This window comes from Serpens gallinarum (genome assembly GCF_014836765.1).
Lineage (GTDB): Bacteria > Pseudomonadota > Gammaproteobacteria > Pseudomonadales > Pseudomonadaceae > Serpens > Serpens gallinarum.
In genome coordinates this window covers 1-20,317 of record NZ_JACSQG010000013.1, presented here as the reverse complement: position 1 = coordinate 20,317, position 20,317 = coordinate 1, and the positions used below count along the sequence as shown (strand labels likewise).

At 61.8% G+C, this 20,317-nt stretch carries 23 protein-coding genes; 4 read left to right on the top strand and 19 right to left on the bottom strand.

Translation table 11 applies throughout. The annotated features are described in order from the left end of the window. Window positions 1–144 precede the first annotated feature (144 nt). A complete protein-coding gene (gene rne / locus H9642_RS16730; RefSeq protein WP_251837611.1) occupies window positions 145–3,177 on the top strand; it encodes a ribonuclease E in 3,033 nt (1,010 codons plus the stop codon). 258 nt (window positions 3,178–3,435) lie between these two features. Here rne and murB read toward each other — a convergent pair whose 3' ends face one another. The 11 genes from murB to H9642_RS16675 all read right to left on the bottom strand — a co-directional run bounded on the left by murB (window position 3,436) and on the right by H9642_RS16675 (window position 13,702). Continuing rightward, the gene (gene murB / locus H9642_RS16725; protein WP_251837610.1) at window positions 3,436–4,455 is read right to left on the bottom strand and encodes a UDP-N-acetylmuramate dehydrogenase; all 1,020 of its coding nucleotides are present in this window, start codon (window positions 4,453–4,455) and stop codon (window positions 3,436–3,438) included. Further along, window positions 4,452–4,913 carry a low molecular weight protein-tyrosine-phosphatase gene (locus H9642_RS16720; protein ID WP_251837609.1) on the bottom strand — a complete coding sequence of 154 codons (462 nt, stop codon included), beginning with the start codon at window positions 4,911–4,913 and terminating at the stop codon, window positions 4,452–4,454. Before H9642_RS16720 ends, murB begins: the two co-directional genes overlap by 4 nt. Window positions 4,914–4,915: 2 nt before the next feature. Then, on the bottom strand, window positions 4,916–5,680 hold the full coding sequence (gene kdsB / locus H9642_RS16715; RefSeq protein ID WP_251837608.1) for a 3-deoxy-manno-octulosonate cytidylyltransferase: 765 nt from the start codon (window positions 5,678–5,680) through the stop codon (window positions 4,916–4,918). Beyond that, the gene (locus H9642_RS16710; RefSeq protein WP_251837607.1) at window positions 5,677–5,862 is read right to left on the bottom strand and encodes a Trm112 family protein; all 186 of its coding nucleotides are present in this window, start codon (window positions 5,860–5,862) and stop codon (window positions 5,677–5,679) included. Before H9642_RS16710 ends, kdsB begins: the two co-directional genes overlap by 4 nt. 57 nt (window positions 5,863–5,919) lie before the next feature. Beyond that, window positions 5,920–6,921 (bottom strand): tetraacyldisaccharide 4'-kinase, encoded by a 1,002-nt coding sequence (lpxK, locus tag H9642_RS16705; protein ID WP_251837606.1) that lies wholly within the window; start codon window positions 6,919–6,921, stop codon window positions 5,920–5,922. Next, entirely contained in the window at window positions 6,921–7,352 is a 432-nt protein-coding gene (locus H9642_RS16700) for an ExbD/TolR family protein (protein ID WP_251837605.1), read from the bottom strand. The genes lpxK and H9642_RS16700 overlap by 1 nt, the downstream gene beginning before the upstream one ends. Next, the gene (locus H9642_RS16695; protein ID WP_251837604.1) at window positions 7,349–8,008 is read right to left on the bottom strand and encodes a MotA/TolQ/ExbB proton channel family protein; all 660 of its coding nucleotides are present in this window, start codon (window positions 8,006–8,008) and stop codon (window positions 7,349–7,351) included. Before H9642_RS16695 ends, H9642_RS16700 begins: the two co-directional genes overlap by 4 nt. Before the next feature lie 70 nt (window positions 8,009–8,078). Further along, entirely contained in the window at window positions 8,079–10,304 is a 2,226-nt protein-coding gene (locus H9642_RS16690) for a DNA internalization-related competence protein ComEC/Rec2 (protein WP_251837603.1), read from the bottom strand. A gap of 215 nt (window positions 10,305–10,519) precedes the next feature. Next, window positions 10,520–11,764 carry a lipoprotein-releasing ABC transporter permease subunit gene (locus H9642_RS16685; RefSeq protein WP_251837602.1) on the bottom strand — a complete coding sequence of 415 codons (1,245 nt, stop codon included), beginning with the start codon at window positions 11,762–11,764 and terminating at the stop codon, window positions 10,520–10,522. An 8-nt stretch (window positions 11,765–11,772) separates the two neighbouring features. Further along, the gene (gene lolD, locus H9642_RS16680) at window positions 11,773–12,456 is read right to left on the bottom strand and encodes a lipoprotein-releasing ABC transporter ATP-binding protein LolD (RefSeq protein WP_251837601.1); all 684 of its coding nucleotides are present in this window, start codon (window positions 12,454–12,456) and stop codon (window positions 11,773–11,775) included. Then, window positions 12,449–13,702 carry a lipoprotein-releasing ABC transporter permease subunit gene (locus tag H9642_RS16675; protein WP_251837600.1) on the bottom strand — a complete coding sequence of 418 codons (1,254 nt, stop codon included), beginning with the start codon at window positions 13,700–13,702 and terminating at the stop codon, window positions 12,449–12,451. Before H9642_RS16675 ends, lolD begins: the two co-directional genes overlap by 8 nt. A 214-nt stretch (window positions 13,703–13,916) precedes the next feature. On the opposite strand from H9642_RS16675, the gene H9642_RS16670 reads away from it, so the two are divergent. The 3 genes from H9642_RS16670 to H9642_RS16660 are packed head-to-tail and all read left to right on the top strand — an operon-like array spanning window position 13,917 to window position 15,550. After that, window positions 13,917–14,495: a PilZ domain-containing protein gene (locus tag H9642_RS16670; RefSeq protein ID WP_251837599.1), complete on the top strand. Its 579-nt coding sequence runs from the start codon at window positions 13,917–13,919 to the stop codon at window positions 14,493–14,495. Between the two features lie 9 nt (window positions 14,496–14,504). Further along, window positions 14,505–14,783: a phosphodiesterase gene (locus H9642_RS16665; RefSeq protein WP_251837598.1), complete on the top strand. Its 279-nt coding sequence runs from the start codon at window positions 14,505–14,507 to the stop codon at window positions 14,781–14,783. Window positions 14,784–14,827: 44 nt separating this feature from the next. Continuing rightward, window positions 14,828–15,550, top strand: a complete 723-nt coding sequence (locus H9642_RS16660; RefSeq protein ID WP_251837597.1) for a glycerophosphodiester phosphodiesterase — start codon at window positions 14,828–14,830, stop codon at window positions 15,548–15,550. A gap of 428 nt (window positions 15,551–15,978) precedes the next feature. Here H9642_RS16660 and H9642_RS16655 read toward each other — a convergent pair whose 3' ends face one another. From H9642_RS16655 to H9642_RS16620, 8 genes are all read right to left on the bottom strand, one after another. Then, window positions 15,979–16,230: a type II toxin-antitoxin system Phd/YefM family antitoxin gene (locus H9642_RS16655; protein WP_251837596.1), complete on the bottom strand. Its 252-nt coding sequence runs from the start codon at window positions 16,228–16,230 to the stop codon at window positions 15,979–15,981. A 68-nt stretch (window positions 16,231–16,298) separates the two neighbouring features. After that, on the bottom strand, window positions 16,299–16,739 hold the full coding sequence (locus H9642_RS16650) for a DUF1810 domain-containing protein (protein ID WP_251837595.1): 441 nt from the start codon (window positions 16,737–16,739) through the stop codon (window positions 16,299–16,301). Window positions 16,740–16,777: 38 nt separating this feature from the next. Further along, entirely contained in the window at window positions 16,778–17,101 is a 324-nt protein-coding gene (locus H9642_RS16645) for a cupin domain-containing protein (RefSeq protein ID WP_251837594.1), read from the bottom strand. A gap of 5 nt (window positions 17,102–17,106) precedes the next feature. Further along, window positions 17,107–17,511 (bottom strand): DUF2784 domain-containing protein, encoded by a 405-nt coding sequence (locus H9642_RS16640; protein WP_251837593.1) that lies wholly within the window; start codon window positions 17,509–17,511, stop codon window positions 17,107–17,109. A gap of 121 nt (window positions 17,512–17,632) precedes the next feature. Continuing rightward, complete coding sequence (locus H9642_RS16635) at window positions 17,633–18,058, bottom strand: N-acetyltransferase (RefSeq protein WP_251837592.1); 426 nt, start codon at window positions 18,056–18,058, stop codon at window positions 17,633–17,635. A gap of 172 nt (window positions 18,059–18,230) precedes the next feature. Then, window positions 18,231–18,983, bottom strand: a complete 753-nt coding sequence (locus tag H9642_RS16630; protein WP_251837591.1) for a class I SAM-dependent methyltransferase — start codon at window positions 18,981–18,983, stop codon at window positions 18,231–18,233. A 399-nt stretch (window positions 18,984–19,382) separates the two neighbouring features. Continuing rightward, window positions 19,383–19,715 carry a YnfA family protein gene (locus H9642_RS16625; RefSeq protein WP_251837590.1) on the bottom strand — a complete coding sequence of 111 codons (333 nt, stop codon included), beginning with the start codon at window positions 19,713–19,715 and terminating at the stop codon, window positions 19,383–19,385. Between the two features lie 364 nt (window positions 19,716–20,079). After that, window positions 20,080–20,317, bottom strand: a 238-nt coding sequence (locus tag H9642_RS16620) for a hypothetical protein (RefSeq protein ID WP_251837589.1), incomplete at its 5' end; no start/stop codon positions are given.

Here is a 20,317-nt window from a genome sequence, read left to right as displayed (position 1 = left end):
CGTCGTCGCGAGCCCGACCCTACTGGTTGGTACTCGCTGGACACTGCAGTGTTTACACCACTGCTGATACGCGCCCGACACCGACCGTGAGAGTCGTGTGTGCCGATTGCCGTTTCCCTCCGCCTGGAAACCCAACGGTACTACATGAAAAGAATGCTGATTAACGCGACCCAACCCGAAGAGTTGCGTGTCGCACTGGTTGACGGCCAGCGCCTGTTCGACCTCGATATCGAATCGGGAGCGCGCGAACAGAAAAAGGCCAACATCTATAAGGGCCGCATCACCCGTGTCGAGCCGAGTCTCGAAGCTGCCTTCGTGGATTTCGGCGCCGAACGCCACGGCTTTCTGCCGCTCAAGGAAATCTCTCGCGAATACTTCAGCAAGGCTCCGGAAGGTCGCGTCAACATCAAGGACGTCCTGAAGGAAGGCCAGGAAGTCATCATCCAGGTCGAGAAAGAAGAGCGCGGCAACAAAGGCGCAGCGCTGACCACCTTTATCAGCCTGGCCGGCCGCTACCTGGTGCTGATGCCCAACAACCCTCGCGCCGGTGGCATCTCGCGCCGCATCGAAGGTGAGGAACGCAATGAACTGCGCGAAGCACTCAACGGCCTGAACGCGCCGGCCGACATGGGCCTGATCGTGCGCACCGCCGGCCTGGGTCGCTCCAGCGAAGAACTGCAGTGGGACCTGGACTACCTGGCCCAACTGTGGGCTGCCATCAAGGATGCCTCCCAGGATCGCGCTGCCCCCTTCCTGATCTACCAGGAAAGCAATGTCATCATCCGCGCGATCCGTGACTACCTGCGCCAAGACATCGGCGAAGTCCTGATCGACAGCGTCGAGGCCCAGGAAGAAGCACTGAGCTTCATCCAGCAGGTCATGCCGCAGTACGCCAGCAAGATCAAGCTGTACCAAGACAGCGTGCCGCTGTTCAACCGCTTCCAGATCGAAAGCCAAATCGAAACTGCCTTCCAGCGCGAAGTGAAGCTGCCGTCGGGCGGCTCCATTTTCATCGATCCGACCGAAGCCCTGGTGTCCATCGATATCAACTCGGCGCGCGCTACGAAAGGCGGCGATATCGAAGAAACCGCCCTGCAGACCAACCTGGAAGCGGCTGAGGAAATCGCCCGCCAGCTGCGCCTGCGTGATATTGGCGGTCTGATCGTCATCGACTTCATTGATATGACGCCGGCGAAAAATCAGCGCGCCGTCGAAGACAAGGTTCGCGAAGCCCTGGAAGCCGACCGCGCCCGCGTCCAAGTCGGCCGCATCTCGCGTTTCGGCCTGCTGGAAATGTCCCGTCAGCGTCTGCGTCCGTCTCTGGGCGAAACCAGCGGCATCGTCTGCCCGCGTTGTAACGGCCAGGGCGTCATCCGTGACGTCGAATCCCTCTCGCTGGCCATCCTGCGCCTGATCGAAGAAGAAGCCCTGAAGGACCGCACCGCAGAAGTACGCGCCCGCGTTCCCTTCCAGGTTGCCGCCTTCCTGCTCAACGAGAAGCGCAATGCCATCACCAAGACCGAACTGCGCACCCGTACGCGCATCTACATCCTGCCTGACGCGCACCTGGAGACCCCGCACTTCGAGGTGATCCGCCTGCGCGACGACAGCCCGGAGCTGCTTGCTGGCCAGTCCAGCTACGAAATGGCCCCGAGCGAAGCCGAGGAAGTCCAGCCGGTCAGCGCCACCCGATCGTTGGTCCGCCAGGAAGCTGCGGTGAAAACCGTCAGCCGTAATCGCCCAGCTCCCGAACACGTTGATGCCGCTCCCGCTGCATCGCTGGCGCCGGTTAGCGCCCCGGCACCGAGCCTGTTCAAGGGCCTGGTCAAGTCGCTGGTCGGCCTGTTCGCCAGCAAGGAAGAGCCAGCCAAGCCGGTCGAAAAAACCACTAACGCACGCCCGCAGCGCAGCAATGATGAGCGCCGCACCGGCCGCCAGCAAAACCGCCGCCGTGATGGCCGCGACACCAACAACCGCCGCGACGAGGAGCGCAAGCCACGCGAGGAGCGTCCAGCCCGTGAGCCGCGTGAAGAGCGCCAGCCTCGTGAAGCACGCGACACTCAAGAGCAGCAGCGTCGCGAGCGCCCGGCCCGTGAAGAACGTCAGCCGCGCGAAGACCGCCAGCCCCGCGAAGAGCGCGCCGCACGCGAAGAGCGTCCAGCCCGTGAGCCGCGTGAAGAGCGTCAGCCTCGTGAAGCACGCGACACTCAAGAGCCGCGCCGCGAGCGCCCCGCTCGTGAAGAGCGTCAGCCGCGCGAAGAGCGCAAGCCACGCAGCGCTCCGGTCGAGCAGGTCGACGAAGAAGTACTGAATACCGAAGAGCAGTTCGAAGATCAGCAGGATGGTCAGGATGGCGAGCGTCCTCGTCGCCGCTCCCGTGGCCAGCGTCGTCGCAGCAACCGTCGCGAGCGTCAGCGTGATGCCAACGGCAACCTGATCGAAACCAGCGAAGGCCAGGAAAGCAGCGAAAACGCACCGAGCGAAGGCGCCATGATTGCCGCTGCCGCCGTTGCCGGAGCACTGGCCAACCAGGCCGTCGAAGCTACCCCAGATGTGGTCGCTGTTGCCGAGCTGACACCGAGCGGTGAAATGCCGGCTGCCGAACAGTCCAGCGATAACGGCGCCAGCCTGAGCGATAGCAAGGTTGCGGCCGCCGAGCCTGAAATCGGCATCGAGCAACCTGCCGCCCCGGCAGAGGTCACTCCTCCCGCCGCTGTCGAGCCGGTTGCCGAAGCTGCTCCTGCTCCTGCTCCGACACCTGCACCTGTCGCTGTCGAAGCCGAAACACCTGCTGTCAGCGAAGTGGTTGAACCAGCCCCGACGCCTGCAGTGGAAGCTCCGGTCGTTACACCCGCTCCGGTCACCAGCGGCCGTGCGCCCAACGACCCGCGTGAAGTGCGTCGCCGTCAGCGCGAAGCCGAACGTCTGGCTCGCGAAGCTGCCGAGGCTGAAGCTGCGGCTGCAAGCGAAGCTCCGGCTCCGGCTGAGCCAGTGGTTGCTGAAGCACCACTGATTCAGCAAGCTGAAACTGCCTTGAACGAAACGGTCGAGCCCGTCGCCAAAACAGTTGAGAGCCAGGCCCAGGAAGCCGAAGCCGAGACAATCGTTGAAGCACAGGACGCGCCAGAGGTAGACAAGTCGCCAGAAACCGACGAGACCGCCAAGCCGCAGGCCTGATTCTTAGGCTGAAATAAAAAGGGGATGCCAGTGGCATCCCCTTTTTATTGGGCGGAGATCAATCAGCACGCGCCACTTTTTTCGAAACAACACCGCGGTGTAGGGAAGGGAATACGAAATCGCCCGGGCAACCCACCATGAAGCTAACGCCGCCGGCGGGGTGCCCGCTCAACCTTGTGCTTTGAGCCCTGCTACCTGGAGTGAGCGACGGTGCCCTACTCTGCTGTTAACATCCGCAACCACGGCGTCGCCCCACGCTCAAAGAACGTTCGGCTCGATTTCCAGTGTCACGCCGAATTTCGTGGTGATATCCGCCTGTATGCGCCGTGCCAGGCTCAGCAATTGACTACCGGTGGCTTGACCATAATTGACCAGCACCAGCGCTTGGCGTGCATGTACACCGGCGTCACCGTCGCGAAACCCCTTCCAGCCAGCTCGTTCGATCAACCAGCCGGCCGCCAGCTTCACTTGGTCATTCGCAGCCGGATAAGCCACCAGGTCGGGATGCTCAGCGCGTAGTCGTTCGGCCAGGGGAGCCGCCACCAGAGGATTCTTGAAAAAGCTGCCGGCATTGCCCAGACGCGCCGGATCGGGCAGTTTTTCACTGCGTATTTCACATACCGCCCGGCTGACATCCAGCGCCGTAGGCGCCTGGACCCCTTGCGCCTCCAGTCGCTGACGAATCGGGCCGTAGTCCAGGTGCAGGGTTGAGTGACGCTGAAGAACAAAGCGCACCCGCAGGATCAGCCAGCGGCCAGGCTGTTGCTTGAACAGGCTGTCACGATAGCCGAATGCGCAATCTTCCAAGGCAAAGTCGCGCACCTCGCCGGTTTCTCGGTCAAGCGCAGTCAAGCCGGCGAACACATCCTTGATCTCCACCCCGTAGGCACCGATGTTCTGCATCGGCGCAGCGCCCACCGTGCCAGGGATCAAGCTGAGGTTTTCCAGGCCGACCAGGCCCTGCTCCAGTGTCCATAGGACGAAGGGATGCCAGGGCTCACCGGCTTCGGCTTCGACCACCACGCGCTGGTCATCATCACTCAATATGCGTCGGCCAAGACTGGCCATGCGCAGCACCAGCGCTTCTACATCCTTGGTTAGCAGCAAGTTGCTGCCACCGCCAATGACCAACAGCGGCAGTGCGCGCTGCGCGGCCAGTGCTAGCGCTTCGCGCACGTGCGCTTCGTCATGGGCCTCGGCGAACAACTGCGCGCAGACATCCACGCCAAAGGTATTGAAAGGTTTGAGAGACAGGTGCTCCTTGAGCAGTAGACTCACAGCCGCCCCTTGATTTCGTCGAGCAAGGCATCGGCGGCCTGCTCGAGCAGATCAAGAACATGCTCAAACCCCTCGTCGCCCCCGTAATAGGGATCGGGAACGATCTCACCCAGGCCGTAGCGGCGCAGCAGCAGGTCCATCTCGGCACTGGCTTGCTCAGGCCGCGCCGCGCGCAGGCGTATCAGGTTGTCATGATCCATGGCCAGAATCAGGTCGAAGCGCTGAAAATCCTCTGCCTCCACCTGACGTGCCCGCTGGGCGGTGAGGTCATAGCCGCGCCGCGCGGCAGCCTGGCTGGAGCGTCGATCCGGCGCCTTGCCAGCATGCCACTCCTCGGTACCCGCCGAGTCGATGACGATGCGCGACTCCAGTCCCGCTGCACGCACGCGATGACGAAACACGCCCTCGGCGGTTGGCGAGCGGCAGATATTACCCATGCAGACAAACAAGACCTTCATTATCACGCTCCCAGAATGCGCCGCACGCGCTCCAGATCTTCAGCGGTATCCACGCCCGCGGGCGGCGCTTCCAGCGCATCGTCGACATGGATGCGCACGCCATGCCAAAGGGCACGCAATTGCTCCAGGCACTCTGTGTCTTCCAGCCAGCATGGGCCCCAGGCGACGAAATCCTGCAGAAAACCCGCACGGTAGGCATAAATACCGATGTGTCGACGCCAGGGCACATTGGCCGGCAACGTTTCGCGGCTCTGCGCGAAGGCATCACGTGCCCAGGCAATCGGTGCGCGCGAAAAGGTCAGGGCCAGGCCGGTTTTGTCGCTGACCACCTTGACCACGTTGGGATTAAACAGCGCCTCGATGTCGCTGATCGGCTCGGCCAGAGTGGCGATGCCAGCCTGCGGATGAGCCGCCAGATTGCGTGCCACCTGGTCAATGATCGCCGGCGGAATCAGCGGCTCGTCACCCTGCACGTTGACCACAATGGCATCGGCGGCCAAGCCCAACTGGCTGGCCACTTCGGCCAGGCGATCGGTGCCTGAGTTATGGTCGGCGCGGGTCATCACCACCTGGGCGCCAAACCCTTCACAGGCCGCCACGATACGCGCATCGTCAGTCGCCACGACCACTTGCTGCGCGGTACTTTTGCTGGCCTGTTCCCAGACGTGCTGGATCATCGGCTTGCCGGCGATGTCTTGCAGCGGCTTGCCAGGCAGGCGGCTGGAGGCATAGCGGGCGGGAATGACGACGGTATAGGCCTGGCTCATTTATCCAGACGCTCATCGACTGTGAGGGTGCGGGCTTCGCTTTCCAGCATGACCGGAATGCCGTCGCGAATTGGGTAGGCAAGCCCGGCGCCCTTGCTGATCAGTTCGGTCTTGTCAGTGCTGAGCTGCAGTGGGCCCTTGCAAACGGGGCAGGCCAGGATATCGAGCAGTTTCGGGTCCATCGGGAAATCCTCAAGAACAGGGAAAAGCCACCGCCCGCCAGCCTTGTGCGTAGCGCCTCAGCGGTCGGGTAGCAGGCGTGCCAGTTGCTCGTCGAACCAGTCGACGAAGGCCGGTGAAGGCTTAACATCGACGGCCAGGTACCACCAGTCGTCGGCGGCAAAGTCACGGCATTTGACCGCATCTTTTTCGGTCATCAGCAGCGGCAACGACGGGCTGAATCGTAACTGCTCGGCGCTGTACTGCGCATGGTCGGCGAAGGCATGCGGAATCGGCCGCCAGTTTAGCGCTTCGAGGGTGGCGAAGAAACGTTGCGGGTTGCCGATGCCGGCCACCGCATGCAGGGCTTGCCCGGCTGGAAAATGGCTCAAGGGTCGCCGTTCGCCATTGGCCACACGCACCAGCTCGGTCGGAGTCAGGGTAAAGGCATAGCCGTCTGGCTCATCCGCCACGGCCCCGTTGTAGAGCAGCGCATCGACGCTGGCCAAACGTTCGACCGGCTCGCGCAGCGGGCCCGCGGGCAGGCAGCGCCGATTGCCCAGGCCACGGGCCGCATCGATCAGCACCAGTTCAAGGTCTCGGGCCAGGCGATAGTGCTGCAAGCCATCGTCACAGAGAATGACATCCAGCGTCTCCTGCGCCAGCAACGCACGCACCGCGCCCGGACGATCCGGGTCGATCACCAGCGGCACGCCGGTACGCCGCACAATCAGGGATGGCTCGTCTCCTGCTTCACTGGCCGGCTGCTCGGCGGTGACGCGCCATGGCCAACTGGGCGGCTTGGCACCGTAGCCGCGACTGACCACACCGACACGCAGGCCGCGCGCGCGGCAATGGTCGATCAGCCAGAGAATCATTGGCGTCTTGCCCGTGCCGCCCACGGTGATGTTGCCCACCACGATGATCGGCACCGGCGAGCGGTAGATCTCGCCCTCGCCGGCCAGAAAAGCGGCCCGCTTGCGCTCCACCACACGGCGATACAGCGCCTCCAGGGGACGCAGCAGCGCCAGGCCGGGATGCCCTCGGTACCAGGCCGAGAGCAGTCGATCCGCCAGCGCCATCAGCGCGGTTCCGCCTGGGCCTCGACAGTGGTGATGCGCAGGTGGGCAAAGCCCAGCTTGCCGGCCGCGTCCATGGCGGTGATCACCGCCTGGTGCGGTGTCTTGCTGTCCGCACTGATGGTCAGCGGCAAGCTGCTATCCCCTTCGGATTCCCGCTGCAGCGATGTCATCAGACTGTTCAGGTCGTTTTTCACCAGCGCCTGGCCATTCACCGAAAAGCTGCCGTCGGCGCCAATCACCACTTCCAGGGGCTTGAGTTCGGACGCTGGCGGTGGTGTACCGCTGACCGCCTCAGGCAAGTCAACCTGCAGCTGCGTCTCGCGGGTGAAGGTCGTAGTGACAACAAAAAACAGCAGCAGGATGAATACCACGTCGATCAGCGGCGCCAGGCCGATCTCGACGTTATCCTGTCGTTTGCGCCGGAACTTCACGCCTTTTTAACCTCGCGCTTGCTGGAAGCAGGCGTCTCGGCCAGGTCGACATTACGGTCGCCCTGCACCACCTCCACCAGCTTGATGGCTTCCTGTTCCATGCCCATCACCAGCTCATCAACGCGACGCTGCAGAAAACGGTGGAAGAACAGCGCCGGGATCGCGACGATCAGACCGGCCGCCGTGGTGATCAAGGCCTTGGCGATACCGCCCGCCAGCTGCGGGGCGTTGGCCATGCCCGAACCCATGAACGAGCTGAAGATTTCAATCATGCCCAGTACCGTGCCGAGCAAGCCCAGCAAGGGTGCGATACCGGCGATGGTGCCCAGGGCATTGAGGTAGCGTTCCAAATCATGAACGACCCGCGCTGCGGCTTCCTCAATGCATTCCTTCATGATCTCGCGGCCATGCTTGGAGTTGGCCAGTCCGGCAGCGAGGATCACGCCCAGCGGCGAGTGGGCGCGCAGTTCCTTGAGACGCTCGCTGGTCAGCTTTTTTTCCTTGATCCAGCGCCAGACCAGCCCGAGCAGATGGGGAGGCGTGACGCGGCTCGGCCGCAGCGTCCAGAACCGCTCGATGATAATGGCCACGGCCATCACGGAACACAGAATGATCGGCAGCATGATCCAGCCGCCTGACTTTACCAACTCCCACACGGTGGCGATCCCCTCCAAAAAAGTGGCTCACTCTAGCATAGGGACACGGTCACGCCGACCGCCGAGCTTCTCATTTTTCCCGCCAGAAACGCGCTTCCTGTCGCAATGCTCGCGGCGGCGCAAACGCGCCTAGCTCAATGCGAAGAGCACCCTCGAGAGCAGTGTCGTGGATCTGCACGTCGTGTTGCCGGTAACGCTCTACGACTGACGGATGAGGATGCCCGAAGGCGTTATGGGCGCCCCGCGCAAATAGCACCGCGGTGGGTGCCACGCCCTGGATAAAACGCACGCTGGATGAGAACCGGCTGCCATGATGGGGCGCCAGCAGCCACTCGGCGCGCGGGGCCCAGCCTGAAGCGAGCAACGCAGCCTCCACCCGCGCGTCGATATCGCCGGTGAGCAACAGGCGCTCGCCACCGGCTTCGACCATCAGCACACAGGAGGCGGCATTGCCGGAGTGCGCCTGCGGCCAACGCCATAGCCGAAACCGCACGCCGTCCCAGTCCCAGGTTTTCCCGCTCTGACAAGGCCCAGCCTGCAACGCTGCCGGCAGGTTGTGAGATTCGCCACTGAGCACCTTGCCCACCGTCACCCCGTCGATCACCGCCTGTGCGCCGCCGGCATGATCGTTATCGGCATGGCTGAGCAGCAGTGCATCCAGGCGCTGGATGCCTAATGTGCGCAACGAGGGCACGACCACGCGCTCGCCCAGATCGAAATCACCGAAGCGCGCACCGGTGTCATACAGCAAGGCATGCTCGCGCGTACGCACCAGCACGGACAGCCCCTGGCCGACATCCAGCAACCAGACATGGGCACGCCCCGTCGGCACCTCGTCACGCGGCGGAGCGATGAGCACCAGCAGCATGGGGATGCCGAGCCAACGCAGCGGGACGGCGCCCGGCAGGAGTAGCAACGTTACGCCCAAGACACCGAGCAACCAGGCCCACACCGGAACATCCCTGCCCAGCCAGGCCGGCAGCCACTCGGCAATGTGGGCCAGGATTACGAACAACAGTTCCAGTAATCCTCCGGCCAGCCACCACATCCCTTCGGCCACAAAAGGCATGGGCAACAGCAGGGTCGCGAGCAAGGCCAGGGGCACGACCGTCAGGCTGATCCAAGGCACGGCAATCAGATTGGCCAGCGGCCCGCTGGCACTCACCGGCAGACTCAACGCCAGCAGTACCGGCAGCAGGCCGATGGCCACGGTCCACTGCGCACGTCCCAGGGTGCGCCATGCACTCCAGGCACCCAGGCGGCCACTGAACACCAGGATCAACACCGCCACGGCAGCAAAGGACAACCAGAAGCCCGCTTGCAGACTGGCCAGCGGTTCGGCGAGCAGGACGATCACCAACGCCGCCAGCAAGGGCGACCAGAAACCCAGGTGTCGAAAACGCAGGCGCCAGAGCAGCACCACGGCCAGCATCACACAGGCGCGCCGCACCGGGACTTCAAACCCGGCCAGCAGCCCGTACAACAGCGCCGCGGCCAGGGCCAGGCCGCACGCCCACGGCAGCCAGGGCAGCGCTCGCGGCCAGAGTCCCCAGCGCGCAAGCCCGGCGATTAGGCCGTAAACCAGCATCGCCAGCAGGCCAATATGCTGGCCGGAGATCACCATCAAATGCACCGTGCCGGTGTCGCGTAGCAGGCCCCAATCGGTATGCGTCAACCCAGAACCATCGCCCAGCACCAAAGCGACCAGTCCACCTTCGCGTCCGAAAGCCGGCATCGCCAGCAGACGTTGGCGCAAGCTGTCGCGCCAGGCGCTCAGGCCTTGGGTAACCGCTTGGCGCTCGCCCGCCTTGACCGAACCCGTCGCACCGATGCGTTTGGCCAACAGCCAAGCCTCGTAATCGAATCCGTGTGGATTGACCAGGCCATGGGGACGCTTGAGATTGACCGCCAGCCGCCAGCGCTCGCCGGCCTGTACAGGTGGGCCGCCATGCCAAGCCAGACGCAGCCGGCTGGGCAACGCGCCGCGCCGGGAAACCGCGTCGCGCAACTCGAAACGCACCACGCCATCCCGGTGTTCAGGCAGCCCGACCACCTGACCTTCCAGCCACAAGGTGCGGCCATCGAAAGCGGGCGCCAGGCGGTCATCGAGCGCCCACTGCGCCGACCAGCAGGCCCACACCAGTCCAAGGCAGAACAGCCCCAGCGGATAACTGCGAAAGGGTAACAGCAGCAGCCCGAGGACGAATCCGGCAAGCAACCAGGACGCGTCCGGCAATGCCGGAAGAAAACGCAGGGTCAGCAGACCCAGAGCGAGCGCAAGCATCCCTGTGCGCATGCATGATGACTCCGCCAACGCCGGCGGCGTCCTGCGGCCGGCTCAAGTGTTCGAAGCGGTTATGACTACAGTTCGGGCGGTGCAAAAAACGGCGGGCTGCCCGAAAATCACCGCGCCAACGACCTCGACACCGTGCGACGGGCGAGGCCGCCCTACGGATTCCGTGGGTCTTATTGCTTAACGGCGGGCCGCCCTACGCGGCCCGCGTCTGGCGCTTATTCGTAGCGCAAGGCCTCGGCCGGCTGGGTACGTGCCGCGCGCCAGGCTGGGTACAGGGTAGCCAGGAAACTCAGGATCAGCGCTGCGGTGCAGATCAGCACTACGTCCAGCGCTTGCAGGTCGGAGGGCAGGTAACTGACGTAATAGATGTCCGAACTGAGAATCTGCTGGCCGCTCAGGCGCTCCACCCATCCCACCAACTCACTGACATTCAGCGCCGCCAGCACGCCCAGCACCGCGCCGACCACCGTGCCGATAATGCCGATCACCGTGCCCTGGACCATGAAGGTGGCCATGATCTGCCCGGGCGTGGCGCCCAAGGTGCGCAAGATAGCGATATCGGTGCGCTTGTCAGCCACCACCATGATCAGCGTGGCGATGATATTGAACGCCGCCACCGCGATGATCAGCAGCAACAACAGGCCAATCATGGTCTTTTCCATCTGCATCGCGCTGAACAGGCTGCCCTGAGTGTGGGTCCAGTCGGTGGCGCGATAGCCTGCGCCCAGCGAGGTCGCCAACGCCGTGGAGATCTGCGGCGCCAGGTACAGGTCGTTCACGGCGATACGCACGCTCTGCACCTGGCCCGGCTGCAACTTGAGAATCGTGCCGGCATCGGCGATGTGGATCAGCGCCAACGAGCCATCCAGCTCGGCGCCGACCTTGAAGATGCCCACCACATTGAGGCGCTGCATGCGCGGCGTGATACCCGAAGCGGAGTTCGTGGCTTCCGGCACGATCAGCGTCAGCTTGTCGCCGACTCGCACACCGAAACGCCGCGCGGACAGCTCACCCAGCACCACCCCGAACTCGCCCGGCTGCAGATCCGTCAGGCGTCCGCGCACCATGTGCGCGCCGATGATCGACACCTGCGGCTCCAGCGCCGGGTCGATGCCATTGATCTGAATCGGCTGCATGGCGCCCTTGTAGGTGAGCATGCCCTCCAGCTCGCTCAGCGGTACTGCCGCGTTGACCTCGGGATGCTGCAACACCTGCTCGGCAACCGTCTGCCAGTCGTTCAGCGGCTGCTCGGCCGACAGCGCGGCATGGGGCACCATGCCGAGAATGCGCCCGCTCATTTCCTTCTGGAAGCCGTTCATTACCGACAGCACCACGATCATTGCCAGCACGCCGAGCGCCAGGCCGATCATCGAGGTCAGCGAAATAAAGGAAATGTAGTGATTACGGCGTTTGGCCCGCGTGTAGCGGGTGCCGATGAACAGCGGTAGAGGTCTGAACATGGTCGCCCTTACTCCGCCACCAGGCGGCCGTCGTCCAGGCGCAGCACCCGATCCATCTGCCGCGCCAGTTGCATGTCGTGGGTGACGATCAGGAACGCCGTACGCAGCGAGCTGCTCAGCTCCAGCATCAATTCCTGAATGCCCTGGGCAGTGTGATGGTCGAGGTTGCCGGTGGGCTCGTCCAGCAACACCAGGGCCGGCTGGTTGATCAGCGCCCGGGCAATGGCCACACGCTGGCGTTCGCCGCCGGACAGCTCGGACGGTTTATGGCTGAGCCTATGCCCCAGCCCGACCCGCTCCAGCAGCGCACTGGCGCGCTGGCGCGCTTCGGGGATCGGCGTAGAACCGATCAACAGCGGCATGCAGACGTTTTCCAGAGCGGTGAACTCGGGCAGCAAATGGTGAAACTGGTACACGAAGCCCAGCGCCCGATTGCGCAACAGGCCGCGCGCCTTTTCACCCAGCGCCGAAAGCTCTTCGCCGGCCAGCCAGACACTGCCATGGCTGGGCGTATCCAGGCCGCCCAAGAGGTTAAGCAAGGTGCTCTTGCCCGAACCGGAGCTGCCGACAATGGCGATACGCTCGCCCGGATGCAGTTCCAGTTGCACATCGGCCAACACCTCGACCGACTGCGGACCTTCCTCGTAACGCTTGCCCAGGTTGCGGCAACTCAGGACTGCCTTCTCACTCATAACGCAAAGCCTCCGCAGGTTGGGTGCGCGCCGCACGCCAGGCAGGATAAAGGGTGGCAAGGAAACTCAGGATCAACGCCGAGGCGCAGACCAGCACCACATCGGCGGCCAGCAACTGAGATGGCAGGTAATCGATGAAGTACACCTCGGCACTGAGAAATTTGTGCCCCATCAGGCGCTCCAGAGCGGCAATCCAGCTGCTGATATTCAGCGCAGCGAAAATGCCCAGCAACGCGCCGATCAAGGTGCCGACCACGCCGATCACCGTGCCCTGCACCATGAAAATCGCCATGATCTGACCGGGCGTCGCGCCCAGGGTGCGCAGAATGGCGATATCGGATTTCTTGTCGGTGACCACCATCACCAGGGTGGAAATGATGTTGAACGCCGCCACCGCAACAATCAGCAGCAACAGCAGGCCGATGATCGCCTTTTCCATACGGATCGCTTGGTACAGATTGCCGTGGGTGCGAGTCCAGTCCTGCGCGTAGAAGTCATCGCCCAACTGCATGGCCAATGACCAGGCCAGACGCGGCGCCTGGAATAGATCATCGAGCTTGAGACGCAGCCCCTGTACCTGATCGGTGCGCCAGCGTTTCAGACGTGCCGCATCCTCGATATGGGTCATGGCCACAAAGCCATCGATTTCACCGGCACCCACATGGAAGATGCCAACCACCGTGAAGCGTTTCATGCGCGGAAACATGCCGGCCGGCGTCACCGCCACTTCCGGCGCCACGAAGGTCAACTTGTCGCCCAGGCCGACGCCGAACTTCTTCGCCGCACGGTCGCCAATAACGATGCCGAATTCGCCCGGCTTGAGCGCATCGAGACTGCCCTGCCCCGGTAAAAAGAACTGATCAATGATCGACACCTGCGACTCCAGGCGCGGATCGACGGCATTGATCAACACCTTCTGCACCTGGCCCTGGTGCGTCAGCAACCCCTGCATTTGCGTGTAGGGGGCCACCGCCAGCACCTGCGGCTGGTCGTCCAGTTGGCGAGCCAGTTGTGGCCAATCATTCAGTGCCTGGCCTGTTTCCAGGCTGGCGTGGGGCACCATGCCCAGCACGCGATGGCGCATCTCATGGTCGAAGCCATTCATCACCGACAGCACCACAATCATCACCAGCACGCCGAGCGCGAGGCCGAGCATGGAGGTCAGGGAGATGAACGAAACAAAGTGGCTGCGGCGTCTGGCCCGCGTGTACCGCGTGCCGATATAGAAGGAAAGAGGTCTGAACATGCCGGGCGGGTTCGCTGAAAAAAGGAACATCCATTGCAGGCCGCCTGATGCAGCCCGCAGGGGCTCCAGTCAAACGGACGAAGCTGGACAATCTACAGGATGTCTGGCTGCAACGCCGAATTGCGGTGCGACCAGCCATTGAAAAACGCGTCTGCCTGGCAAGCCTGAACCGTGCGATTTACACTCGTCTCACGCTTATTGCTATTGGATCGCCATGCCCACTCAAGACGCAGAACGCCGCGAATACTACCGCATCGAAGATCGGGTCGCATTGCAAATCACCCCACTCTCAGCCGAGCAGAGCGAGACGCAGCAACCGCTGCACGATGACTCCGCCCTGTTCGGCCTGTTGGGCGAGCTGGGCCTGATGGATTACGAGACCCAGCACCTGCTGCGCCAGATCGACGATCAGAATCGCAACCTGGGCGCCTTCCTGCGGCTGCTCAACAAGCGTGTCGACCTGATCGCCCAGGCCATGGCCCAGCAGGTGTGTGGCGAATTCGGCGACGTGCAGACGGTGATGCTCAGCGAAGACGGGATCAGTTTTACCCATGAACAGGCACTGGCCGGCGACACCCAGCTGGCATTGCGCATGCTGTTGATGCCCCAAGCCTTGGGTTTATTGCTCAGGGCACGGGTGGTCCACTGTCAATTACAGGAAAATGGTCAATACGAGATCGGTGCGCAGTTCGAAGCGTTGACCGACGCACAGCGCCAATTACTGGCCCGGCATATCCTGCAAAAGCAGGCCCTGGCCCGTCGTCAGGCCCGCGAACTCTCCGAACAGCCATGAGACTTTCGCATGACCCGCCTCTTTTTCCTGCTTGCCCTGCTTTTGCCCCTGCCCAGTCTGGCCGATACTTTGAGCGTACCGGTTGGCCAGCAAGGCACCGCCGCTCAGTCACTGCCCAAGCAAGGCGAAACGCAACACAGCGTCAAGCAACGCTTTGGACAGCCTGAGCAGCAGCACCCAGCTGTCGGCCAACCCCCCATCAGCCGCTGGGATTACCCTGGCTTCTCCGTGTATTTCGAAACGGACCGGGTCATCGACAGCGTGCGGCACCACCAACCACGTCCCTAGCAGGCCACTTGATGGTCCTGCAGGTCTGTACTGAAGGATCCAGCATGACGTTGATCTACGGCCATCGCGGCGCCAAGGGCGAAGCCCCGGAAAACACCCTGGCCAGTTTCCAGAAGTGCCTGGAGCACGGCGTAACCCGCTGCGAGCTGGACCTGCACCTGTCCCGGGACGGCGAGTTGATGGTGATCCACGACCCGACCCTGAAACGCACCACTGGACGCCGCGGCAAAGTCGTCGAGCACGATGCCGAGGTGCTGCACGCCTACGACGCGCGCCAAGGCGGGCCCGGCTGGCCGCAACCCACACCGATTCCACGCCTGGCGGATCTGTTCGAGCACTGCCCGTTCGAGCACTGGCAACTGGAAGTTAAAAGCGCCTCGCGGGTTCGCGCCGCGCGCATGGTGATGGCCATCAAGGGTTTGGCCGAGCACTACGGTCTGCAAGACAAGATCACCGTCACCTCGAGCTCTCGCGAAGTACTGCGCGCACTGATGCGCCGCGCCCCGGAACTGTCACGCGGGCTGGTGGCGGAATACGCCTGGCTCGATCCACTCAAGGTTGCCCGCCAGTATGGCTGCAACCTGCTCGCCCTGAACTGGACGCTGTGCACCCCGGAACGCCTGCACAAAGCGCAGCAGCAAGGCCTGCACGTGTCGGTGTGGACAGTCAACGAACCGGCACTTATGCGCCGCCTCGCCGATTTCGGCGTGGACAGCATCATCACCGACTTTCCCGGCCTGGCCGTGGAAACTCTGGGCAAGCCCTAGCGCTTCCCCGGCAGCCCGCCCCCCGGCAATCCCAGCCCTACGTGACCCCGACGTAGGGCGGCCTCGCCCGTCGCAGGGTGTGACATGTGAACTCGGAGCCCTCCGGGCAGCCCGCCATAGAACCTCCAACAATCCCAGCCCTGCGAAACACCGACGTAGGGCGGCCTCGCCCGTCGCAGGATGTTATGTGGAAATGCGGAGTTACCCGGGCAGCCCGCCATAGAACCTCCAACAATCCCAGCCTCGCCATAGCCCAAACGTTGTTGGCAGGGTGCTCGTCGTTGCTACATATCAAACGCCAAAGCGCACTGCTGGGCTTTGACGCCTCGAATCGGCAAACGCATGTGTCGCGTCTGGCTAACAGCTTTTTAGCATGCGCACCCGAAGCTTCCGACGGAGCTGGAAGAGCCGGCTCCGCCCACACTATCTCAGCCAACTGCTCGTTTCTCCCTGGCCTCACTTTGGCTGTACGCTCTTCCCTCAAGTGCAGCACGCTCCCCTCGTGACAGCCCCTCAAGCAGCTCAAGTCGGCGCTGCATAAACTCGCAATGCTGCACATCGACCAGATAGGCGGATGGTTTACCGTGCTCGGTGATGAGTACCGGTTCCTTTGTCACTTTCAGCTCTGCCAGAATCTTCGTGGCTTGACGCTTTAGATTGCTCATAAGCTCGACTTTCATGGCGCCTCCTGAAGCGAACAAAAACTGATACATTCGGAACTCGTCCGAAGTTGGTCAGTACACCACAATCAGACCTCGCCCTGCGCCTCCAGCAGTCTGAGTGTCCGCGTATCGCGCTCCCCACCAAATAAGCTATCAAGCGCATCGCCAAATACGTGATCTGCGGGATCAGCAAGTGAGAACAAAGTAAGGCAGGACCGGAACTTCAATGCATCAAGTTCGCCCAGCACCGCGCTGGCGCCTTTGGACTGATGCGCAAGCATGGCGGCGGTGGCTTCACGAAGTCGCGGCCCCAGGTCCGGATGCGCAAGATAGGCGCGAGCCTCGGCCAACCCGCTTAAACCGTAGTGCTCGGAGTTGAAGCTGCTCCCAAGCCCCTTAAGCTGCGGAAAAACAAACCAGATCCAATGCGCCTTTTTCCTGCCAGAACGCAGTTCGGCTATTGCAGCGTCATATGAAGTCTCTTGAGCCTCCATGAACCGCGCTAAATTGAACTCATCGCTCTTCATGTGACCTCCAGTGGACAACACCCGAATCAGGCACTCTCTCAGCCTTTCGCTGGCGATGGAAACAGATGCATCGCCAGCCATAGAGCCCCGTCCGTGACACATCGAACAACGTGGCACGTGCCGGCGGGCAAGAACACATAGTCACCGGAATGAAGCTCAACGGAGCGGTCTGCGATCTCAAGGGTCGCCTCGCCCCGAAGCAACACAACCCACTCATCCTGGTCCTGCACGTACTCCGTCGGAGCCGTGTCCGCCGAGCTGACGATACGCTCCACAACAAGGTTCCTGTGGGTCAGCAGCGCGTCGAAGCGCTCCCCCTTCAGCGGAGCCTCTGCATCAGTGAACAGGTTTCCCATCTGCATGATTGCTACTCGCGGTCGCGATGACGCCTGCGGGTTGGCGGAAAGTACCACCACGCGGCAACGACGAGCACTGCGAACACCGTGTATGCCAAGGTGAAGACCCAATATGGCGCCTCGTAGAAGATAATGCGCTGCAGCCAGTGCTCGATGAAGCTTTTCGTGTAGCTGGGTTGGCCGGCCTGTACTCTCAGCCAAGATTCCAAGGTTGTGAGTGGGCATAGCCGCCCGAGCAAAGCCTGCGCAACCACAACCCCAATGGCCACCAGGTGTGCCAACCGGAACCACCATCCGTTTACCCACCGCCACTCAAGCCAGTTGCCCGCAACGATGACAACCAAACCGCCGATGACGAACAAGACGACACAGAAGTGCACAACGAGCACCGCGTCGGCAAGAAGCTGGTACGGCATAACGCTTACCTCGCGAGTGGCAGGAGCGCTTCATGGTGAGAACTGTGCCGGCTAATGCAAAGCACAGCGGCGCGAGTTTACGAGGGTCCGGCGACCAACGGCCGCGCACTTCCGCGCCTTGTTATGAGTGATACTCCATGATGAGCTCAGGGTGCCCTGTGTGCTCATCGCATTTCTCTCCAAGTAAAGTGAATCCGTGTTTTTCATAGAACTTAATGCTCGGAGTATTTTCTTTGTAAACAGCGAGCTGTAAGTTCTTTCGCCTACTCTTAGCATCATCAAGCAAGACTGAGCCTAACCCCTTGCCCTGCGAGCCCGGTGCAACAAAGATCGCAGCAAGATTGTTCTCATACAGGCTATAAAACCCAACGACTGCTCCGTCAGCTTCATACACAAGCGTTTCCGATGATGGGATGTATACATCACGCATCTCGCTAATCTTCGATTTCCAAAACGCAGATTCGATGAAGTCATGGGCTTTAATTGATGCTGACAGCCAAATTGCCAAAACTTGATCAATATCGGCTGCCCGATAAGCGCGAATCATTTGGTTACCCCCGAGTACTCGTAACGTGCCGCTAAGCCGCGCCGAGTATGCGGCGTCGGCTTGGGTGGCGCGTTAGAACCGGTGGGCTCGCCGCCACCTTTGCGCGGGCCACCGATCCTGTTCTTATCCTGAGCGGCATCGCCGACACCTCGGCGAACCACCCGGTGCCGCATTAACCTGCTCTCGGCACCAGCCGGCCATCAATGAAGTGGCTGACGAAGCTTTGCGGAGAGGCGGCGTCCTCGGCCTGGATCGTTAGCTCCAGTCGCGTGCCTACCAGGCTAGCCGACTGCAGCCACGCCGGCTGCTCGTCTATCCAGGCTCGGCCGCTAACCTGCTGATATTCCTGCTCCAGCTCCACGCGGCAGATCCGGCCGTCCGGCGTCTTCCACTGCCAGGTGCCGGCGACGGCGGCCGGCACGATCCACAGGAAAAATTTGGCGCCCCGACCGTCGACGACCTCGTCAGGTTTCCACTCGCCCATGTCGAAGGCGTGGGAGACGATGCGCGTTCCGGGCGCAAGCTCGCGCAGCAGGCGCGGACGCAGCGTGAGATTGATCTCCGGCAGCAGGTACAACGTGACCACGGTGGCCTTGCTGATATCGACGGTGAACAGGTTCTCCTCGAGCAGGGTCAGCTTGTGTCTGACGCCATTCCACCTGGCGTGCTGGCGGGCCTCCTCCAGGCGCTGCGGGTCCAGCTCGACGCCGACGGCTCTGGCGCCGAAGTCGCGCGCGGCGATGACGATGATCTGCCCGTCGCCGCAGCCGAGATCGTAAAGCAAGTCGTCCTCGCCGACGCCGGCGAGCTCCAGCATTTTCGTGGCCTGTCTTTCCCCTGACGGCGCGAACGGCGCGTCCAGCCTCAGCGCGCCGGCTGCGTCGTGATCGAAGTCATAAACACTGTCGTAAAAATCAGTAAGCAACAGGATCTCCCATTAGGCGAGTGATACACCGAAGACCGTCGGACGTGAGCGACGCCCTAGCTCTTCGGTGCAAATAGATTGGTAGCCCAGGCAGTGCGCAACGAGCCTGGGTCATGAACTTGTCTACGGTCCTGAGCGGTTCAACGACCTCACCGAGGCCATGACTCCAAGCCCGGGGACAGAGCAAACTCCGTTAATAGACGCGGACTCTACCGCAGGCCCCGCCTTCATCAGACGCGCCACTTCCCTATCGACTACAAAGATCGCCCCTTCTCTAGGTTCTTGCGGCCTAACGTTGAAATACGCGGCTGAACCGCCCCAATGATCTCAGTGGCGAAGCCGCGACTGCGCTCTCTACTTTGCTGTGAGCTCGTGCCTAAGTCCATGATCTCCCGTTTGTTATGTGCTGCGTGGAGCGAACATGATAATTGCCATGCCCAACAGCGCCACACTAGAACCAACAAGATCCCACATAGTTGGACGAATACCATCGACAGTCCATAACCACAAAATGGCCATAAAAATATAAACCCCGCCATACGCAGCATAAACTCTACCCGCCGCTGTCGGATGCAGGGACAGCAACCAAGCAAAAGCGGCAAGACTAAGTGCTGCAGGTACGAGCAACCAAACTGATTTCCCTTCACGCAACCAAAGATAGGGCAGGTAACAGCCGATAATTTCTGCCAACGCAGTAACTACAAATAGACCTACGGTTTTCAGTTCAGACAAAACATGATTCCTATGAGTGGTTGCACATAACGTTTGGTTAAGGGGCTGCGGAACGCAGTCCCAAGTGAGCGAAGCGAACGATTGAACCAATTGTTATGCGTTTGGAGGTCGGAGCAAAAGGCTTGGCTCCCATTTTACCTCGCGAGAAGAGAGGGAGAGCACAGGGGTTCTAGAGAGCTCCTTCCACGGCTCAACGGAAGTATTGAACTCCACAATTGAGTATTCACGGCCACACGTGCGCCAGCTCATACATGGACAGATATTTGGTGCTTGATCCCATGGCGTTAGGCTTCTCGCTCTGAGTTCGTGCATAGCATCTTCCTTGGTTGTGAATTCACCACACCATTCTGCGTGAGCTTCATCTTCAATGATGAACATGGTTGAACCTCGTGCCTTTAAGCGCATAACGAAGCTGTAGAAAAACCCCAAAAACACCCGCCCATTCAGCGCTCACGGCACTTTTTTCAAGTGACTGACCAAGGATCGGGGCATGGGTTATCCGGGGCTGTTTATGTTGTGTGGGCTGGTCGGTAGCCGAAATCGAGTCGCTGGAGCGCATCAAGGGCATTCTTTGAGGGTTCTGGCTCATGTCCAGGCTCCTC

What these genes read in the sequence shown, in the direction of transcription:
- rne (WP_251837611.1), top strand. Translation starts at nt 145, where the DNA reads ATGAAAAGAATGCTGATTAACGCGACCCAACCCGAAGAGTTGCGTGTC.
- H9642_RS16720 (WP_251837609.1), bottom strand. Translation starts at nt 4,913, where the DNA reads ATGAAGGTCTTGTTTGTCTGCATGGGTAATATCTGCCGCTCGCCAACC.
- kdsB (WP_251837608.1), bottom strand. Translation starts at nt 5,680, where the DNA reads ATGAGCCAGGCCTATACCGTCGTCATTCCCGCCCGCTATGCCTCCAGC.
- H9642_RS16710 (WP_251837607.1), bottom strand. Translation starts at nt 5,862, where the DNA reads ATGGACCCGAAACTGCTCGATATCCTGGCCTGCCCCGTTTGCAAGGGC.
- lpxK (WP_251837606.1), bottom strand. Translation starts at nt 6,921, where the DNA reads ATGGCGCTGGCGGATCGACTGCTCTCGGCCTGGTACCGAGGGCATCCC.
- H9642_RS16690 (WP_251837603.1), bottom strand. Translation starts at nt 10,304, where the DNA reads ATGCGCACAGGGATGCTTGCGCTCGCTCTGGGTCTGCTGACCCTGCGT.
- H9642_RS16685 (WP_251837602.1), bottom strand. Translation starts at nt 11,764, where the DNA reads ATGTTCAGACCTCTACCGCTGTTCATCGGCACCCGCTACACGCGGGCC.
- lolD (WP_251837601.1), bottom strand. Translation starts at nt 12,456, where the DNA reads ATGAGTGAGAAGGCAGTCCTGAGTTGCCGCAACCTGGGCAAGCGTTAC.
- H9642_RS16675 (WP_251837600.1), bottom strand. Translation starts at nt 13,702, where the DNA reads ATGTTCAGACCTCTTTCCTTCTATATCGGCACGCGGTACACGCGGGCC.
- H9642_RS16670 (WP_251837599.1), top strand. Translation starts at nt 13,917, where the DNA reads ATGCCCACTCAAGACGCAGAACGCCGCGAATACTACCGCATCGAAGAT.
- H9642_RS16665 (WP_251837598.1), top strand. Translation starts at nt 14,505, where the DNA reads ATGACCCGCCTCTTTTTCCTGCTTGCCCTGCTTTTGCCCCTGCCCAGT.
- H9642_RS16660 (WP_251837597.1), top strand. Translation starts at nt 14,828, where the DNA reads ATGACGTTGATCTACGGCCATCGCGGCGCCAAGGGCGAAGCCCCGGAA.
- H9642_RS16655 (WP_251837596.1), bottom strand. Translation starts at nt 16,230, where the DNA reads ATGAAAGTCGAGCTTATGAGCAATCTAAAGCGTCAAGCCACGAAGATT.
- H9642_RS16650 (WP_251837595.1), bottom strand. Translation starts at nt 16,739, where the DNA reads ATGAAGAGCGATGAGTTCAATTTAGCGCGGTTCATGGAGGCTCAAGAG.
- H9642_RS16645 (WP_251837594.1), bottom strand. Translation starts at nt 17,101, where the DNA reads ATGCAGATGGGAAACCTGTTCACTGATGCAGAGGCTCCGCTGAAGGGG.
- H9642_RS16640 (WP_251837593.1), bottom strand. Translation starts at nt 17,511, where the DNA reads ATGCCGTACCAGCTTCTTGCCGACGCGGTGCTCGTTGTGCACTTCTGT.
- H9642_RS16635 (WP_251837592.1), bottom strand. Translation starts at nt 18,058, where the DNA reads ATGATTCGCGCTTATCGGGCAGCCGATATTGATCAAGTTTTGGCAATT.